We start from the raw sequence: 5,492 nt of genomic DNA, 5'->3' as shown, positions 1-5,492 counted from the left end.
TTTTATTATGGTGATCCCCTGGGCGAAATGCGCCTGGTAAGCAGAGTTTTTGAAATGTAAGGCCTTTGAATAAGACAAAAGGCTGCCTCATCGCTAACTTTGCAACAGTGCCCTCTGGGAGACTACCCCAGCCTCTCCACCTTCGTTTCCCCTTCCACCATCGACAGCTGATACAGCGAAAACGATCTCTGTTTCTCAATTAAATTCGCCAGTTCCGGCGAGTGGCTGGTCAGCCAAATTTGCGAGTAGCGGCTGGCCTCGGCGATTAAGCTCGCCAGCGCGGGCAGCATCTGCGGATGCAGGCTGTTTTCCGGTTCGTTGAGGGCGATAAAGGCCGGTGGACGCGGGCTTAATAGCGCCACCGCCAGGCACAGAAAACGCAGAGTGCCGTCGGAGAATTCCGCCGGCTCCAGCGGTCTGCTTAGCCCTTCACGCTGCATCATCATCCGGAAGCGTCCGCCGGTGTTGTCGCTGTAAAACACGCAGCCGGGGAAGGCCTGGTCGAGGATGCGCATCAGCAGCAGCTCGTCGCCAATTTCCACGATGGTCTGAAACGCCGCCGCCAGGTTTGCGCCGTCGCTGGCCAGCACTGGGGAGCGGAAACCGACCTGAGGCGCGCGCATGGCCGAGCCGATTGATACAGAAAACTCCTGATAAAAGCGCCAGTTACGCAGCGACTCGCGCATCTGCGACACTTCCGGGTAAAGATGCGGCTCGCCAAGCTGGCCGAACACCGATTCGTTCTCATACAGCGTGCCGCTGTGGGTGACTTTCTCGTGATGCACGTTGTTCAGAAATACGGCCTGATTTTTACGCCTCATCAGCTGTGACGACGGGCGGCGGTATTGACCACTCAGCCAGATGGACTCTTCTTTGATCACCGGATCGAGTTGAAACTGTGAGGGGTAAGGCAGTTTTTCGACAAAGCCTACCTGCAGCTCGTATTCGTAGGTTTCGGTTTCAACGGCCAAATTCATCCGCCGCAGCTGGTCGCTGCGGGTTTTGCCTGCCCAGAACACTTTTAAAATCCCACCCTCGTTCGCCAGTGCCTGCGAAAACTGCCCCTGTGCGGCGCTGTGCATCAGGTGGATCGCCTTGTAGATATTGGATTTTCCGGTGCCGTTTGGGCCAAAGACGATGTTGAGCTGTTCCAGCTCCAGCGACATTTCGCGAATCGAGCGGTAGTTTTGAATGTGCAGGGTGGTGATCACAGGCAGTCCCTTTTTGCGTTACAATCCTGTACATAATTACAGTCTTTTGTGTGGAATGCAAAAAAGAGACGACAGTGAGGGTGTCGTCTAAACGGGGTACTGCTTTGGGCCTCTGTGGGTCAAACGGGCCTTCGCATTTTTATCGTCAGGTTACTGCCAGACGCAGACCCAAATCATCAGGATAGGGATCAAAGTAGTTTTGCGTCATCAGATACCGGTCAGGGTATTCGGCCATGTAGTGTTTCAGTAGCGTCAACGGCGCGAGGATGGGTAGCAGCCCGTCGCGATAGTGCAGGATCACATCGCGCAGCTCGACGCGCTGGCGGCTGTTCAGCTGGTTACGGAAATAGCCCTGGATATGCATTAGCACGTTGGTATGGTTTTTCCGCGAGGCGGGCTTTTTCAGGATGGTCATCAGCTTTTCGCGGTACGCCACGAAGAACGCGTCCAGATCTTCCCATTCATGCAGCGACGCAACGAACGGGCCAATCTCGCGGTAGCCCGCCTGATGGTGCGCCAGAAGCTGCAATTTATAGCGGCTGTGGAAATCCAGCAGCGCGCGGCGCGTCAGGCCTTTAGCGCGCAGCGTGTTCAGCTCGTGCAGGGCAAATACCCGCTCGATAAAGTTTTCCCGCAGCACCGGGTCGTGCAGCCGACCGTCTTCCTCCACGGGCAGCCACGGGTAGGTTTCAAGCAGGGCGGCGGTGAACAGCCCGACACCCTCCTTGCGGCCCCGGTTGCCGTTTTCATCATATAGCCGCACGCGTTCCATGCCGCAGCTTGGCGATTTCGCGCAGACGATAAATCCCGACAGATCGCCGATTTTTGGCAGATAGTCCGCCGTAAAGTCGGCCATTTTCTGCGTTATATCATCATGGGGCGGCTTGCTGAAGCGGAGCTGCGTTTCGCCGCTGTCCGTCAGCGTCAGGCGTATGGCCGGGCGTGGCGTCGGCAGGCCAATCGCCATTTCCGGGCAGACGGGCCTGAAACTCACCCACTGGGCCAGTTCATCCATGACAAAGCCCATACGCTTGTGTCCGCCGTCGAAGCGAACGGCAGACCCGGTCAAACATCCGCTAATACCGAGCACAGGTTTTGTTGTCATGGTGTGGTCCTCCCGTTCTTCTCTTTAAAACTTACACAACATGACTAATTTGTCCAAGTATTAGCGGAATTATTTTTTATTTGCCTTTAAAATCAACGTTTCTTAACTGCCCTTGTAAGTTGAATAACCGTATTGGCTCAGCAGGAGAGGGATGTGCAGCTTTTCGTTGGTCCGGGTTACGGTGAACAGCACCGGGATCTCCGGGAAGAAGGAGTCCAGCTTCTTCCCGTGGAAGTAATCTGCGGTTTTAAAGGCCACTTTATAGACGCCGGGCTGCATATCCTGATCCTCCGGATAAAGCGATTTGATGCGGCCGTCATGGTCAGTTTTGCCGCTGGCAATTGGGGTCCATTTGTCCTGCTGCTGTTTTTCCAGCGTGACGGTAACGTCCGATGGCGGCATCCCGGTTTGCTGGTCAAGAATGTGTACGCTCAGCGTGCCGGCAGGGGCGCTAAAGGCGGCAGGGGCAAAGGCCAGGGTGGTCAGCATCAGCAGAGAGGCAGTTTTTTTCATTGTGTTTTCCTGTGGGGTTGTCGGTCACAGGAAAACGTTAGCATTTGTGGCGCGGGAAAATATTCAACTTTTCGTGAAGATTCCCGCAGGAGAAAATGATTAGAGGATAATCACTTCAAGCGATACCTGCTGCTGCCACTGCTCGATCTGCTTTTTGCGCGCGGCGGTGAGTTTACCGCGCGTGACCAGAAGCCAGTGGCGGTCCGGGAAAATCTCCGGGGCCAGCGTGGCGGGCGGCGTGGGTAAAATATCGATACGGTGGCCTTGCCCGGTGCGGGTTAAGGCTTCGAGCCAGACTTCGCACGGGTCATTCAGGTTCCAGCCGCTGAGCAGGATGTTGTCGCCCGGCGCTTTTTTATCGCCTTCCAAGCAAAACGAGGTGTAGGCGATGATGATGCCGTAGAGGATCTCCCGCAGGGTCATGGCGGCGGCGACGTTTGCCGACACCTGACTGCGCAGCGGACGCAGCACGTTCGCGACCAGTTCTGGTCTTGGGTACTCGCGTCCTGCGTCGTAAATCATCTGGCGCAGGGACTCGATTTTGCCGTCCTGCAGGCGCTGTAACATGCTCTGCTGCAGCGTGAGCCAGTTGTTGGTCAGGCGCGACGTAGGGCGCTCCAGCAGCGGTTTGACCTGGCCAATCGGGACGCCTTTTTTTACCCAGTCGAGGATTTTTAGCGCCTGCTGGACGTCCTCATCGCTGTACTGGCGGTGGCCGCCCTCCGTGCGCTGAGGCTTGAGTAAGCCGTAGCGCCGCTGCCAGGCCCGCAGCGTGGTGGCGGTGATCCCGCTGAGTCTGGCGAATTCGCCGATGGAGTAAGCCATGTCCGTGTCCAGAGTTGAGGAATACTCTCAATATACTACGAATTTTCGCGGATGGGATGAAGCGCCGCCGCGGTGCACTACACTTAATTTCCAACCGTGCAAATGAAAGGAATTCTCATGAAGCTATGGCCTGTTGTGACCGGTGTTGCCATTGCCCTGACGCTGGTAGCCTGTAAATCCCCTACCCCACCGAAGGGCGTGCAGCCCATTTCCGGTTTTGACGCCAGCCGCTATCTTGGCAAATGGTACGAAGTCGCTCGCCTGGAAAACCGCTTTGAACGCGGCCTGGAGCAGGTTACCGCCACCTACGGCAAGCGCAGCGACGGCGGCATCAGCGTGCTTAACCGCGGCTACGACCCTGTGAAGAACAAGTGGAATGAGAGCGAGGGTAAAGCCTACTTTACCGGCGAACCGACCACGGCCGCGCTGAAGGTGTCCTTCTTGGGGTCAGTTTGGATATAGAGAATTATTGTACTATAAGGGCTTCCCCGGCATGTCAACGCCGGTTTTATAGTTTCTGTCTGCTCGTCAGTAAAATAAAGGGGAGAGACTGCGGTACTATAAACGGCCATGATAAATCGTTATCGATTCGGGCCCTGATGAAAGACGCGCGTGAGGTTCTTGTTCGTTAAGCGGATACGTATATCCTGTACAATAGCCAGATAGGCCTCACGGGGTCTAACCCTTTTTCATCAACGAGTTGCAGGTCAGATGGTTATACTGCTTTGTGCTTTAGCTGGCTGAGTACAGCCTGAAATCATCACCGTAATGCAACGATGCCCAGCACAGCCTCGCGTTTTTGGCGGCGATGGCTACAACAGCCCGCCAGTACCCCCTGCGCTCAACCAACTTACAAACCCAACGGCTGAATGAGTCAGTCCTTTTCTCTGCACCAATCAAAACCGAACGGGCCCCCTGAACCAGAAGCGTTCGCAGATATGAATCGCCCGCTTTCGTTATTCTGCCAAGCTTTGATTTTCCGCCACTGCTGTACTGTGATGGTGTAAGTCCCAGCCAGGCTGCCAGTTGGCGTCCATTCTTAAAATCATGGGCATTACCGATACTGGCGACCAGCGCACAGGCCGTTGTGGGACCAATCCCTTTCAGTTCCATCAGTCGTTGGCTGCGGTGATCCGTTTTTGCCATGCGGGACAGGATCCGGTCATATTCAGCGATGTTATCTTCAATGCGATTAATGTGTTCCAGCAGATCATCAACGCATTGCTGAACCTGAAGCGGCAAAGAATTCTTCTGTTCAGAAACGATGTGGCGCAGGGCATCTGTACTTTGTGGAGCGATGACGCCGAATTCAGATATCAAACCTCTTAATCGGTTATATGTTGCTGTTTTCTCTTCGATAAAACCTTGTCTGGTACGGTGTAGACATTGCATCGCCTGCTGGCTCTCATCCTTCACTGGCACGAACCGCATATGCGGGCGACGGACAGCCTCACAAATAGCCTGGGCATCAGCTGCATCATTTTTTCCTGATTTACCGGCCATGCGATATGGCGATACGAACTTTGCAGCCATCAAACGGGGCTCATGGCCATACTGCCGAAACACTCTTGCCCAGTAATGGGCGCCTGAGCACGCCTCCATCCCGATAACACAGGGAGGCAGGCTTGCAATTAACTCAGGAAGTGCAGCACGCGATACTTTAGGTTTAACCAGAACAGTTTTTCCATTTTGATCAACGCAGTGAACAGCGAACACATTTTTAGCAAGATCGATACCGACAGTAGTGATAGTCATAACGAATCCCTCCAGGGCTATGTTTACCCCATGATTGCACAAGAGCTAATCAGGCACATATCCAGGGGAAGTCCCTTCCATTC

The 5,492-nt window shown here is 54.7% G+C and carries 5 protein-coding genes and 1 pseudogene; 1 reads left to right on the top strand and 5 read right to left on the bottom strand.

The features are described from left to right. Positions 1 to 122: 122 nt before the first annotated feature. From OGW13_RS01260 to OGW13_RS01245, 4 genes are all read right to left on the bottom strand, one after another. Positions 123 to 1,211 (bottom strand): AAA family ATPase, encoded by a 1,089-nt coding sequence (locus OGW13_RS01260; RefSeq protein WP_000633446.1) that lies wholly within the window; start codon positions 1,209 to 1,211, stop codon positions 123 to 125. Between the two features lie 145 nt (positions 1,212 to 1,356). Continuing rightward, positions 1,357 to 2,316: a YbgA family protein gene (locus OGW13_RS01255; RefSeq protein WP_000208728.1), complete on the bottom strand. Its 960-nt coding sequence runs from the start codon at positions 2,314 to 2,316 to the stop codon at positions 1,357 to 1,359. A 102-nt stretch (positions 2,317 to 2,418) separates the two neighbouring features. Next, entirely contained in the window at positions 2,419 to 2,829 is a 411-nt protein-coding gene (gene uraH, locus OGW13_RS01250) for a hydroxyisourate hydrolase (RefSeq protein ID WP_000750473.1), read from the bottom strand. Positions 2,830 to 2,928: 99 nt separating this feature from the next. Then, the gene (locus OGW13_RS01245; protein WP_287115488.1) at positions 2,929 to 3,654 is read right to left on the bottom strand and encodes a MerR family transcriptional regulator; all 726 of its coding nucleotides are present in this window, start codon (positions 3,652 to 3,654) and stop codon (positions 2,929 to 2,931) included. A gap of 117 nt (positions 3,655 to 3,771) precedes the next feature. On the opposite strand from OGW13_RS01245, the pseudogene OGW13_RS01240 reads away from it, so the two are divergent. Continuing rightward, positions 3,772 to 4,101 (top strand): annotated as a pseudogene (locus tag OGW13_RS01240) (lipocalin family protein); the annotation flags it as partial. A gap of 285 nt (positions 4,102 to 4,386) precedes the next feature. On the opposite strand, the gene OGW13_RS01235 reads toward OGW13_RS01240, so the two are convergent. Then, a complete protein-coding gene (locus tag OGW13_RS01235) occupies positions 4,387 to 5,409 on the bottom strand; it encodes an IS110 family RNA-guided transposase (protein WP_000156886.1) in 1,023 nt (340 codons plus the stop codon). Positions 5,410 to 5,492: the final 83 nt, after the last annotated feature.

The organism is Citrobacter sp. Ca225 (assembly GCF_030337175.1).
In the GTDB taxonomy this organism is placed as follows: domain Bacteria; phylum Pseudomonadota; class Gammaproteobacteria; order Enterobacterales; family Enterobacteriaceae; genus Citrobacter_A; species Citrobacter_A amalonaticus.
This window is presented reverse-complemented; position numbering and strand designations above follow the sequence as displayed.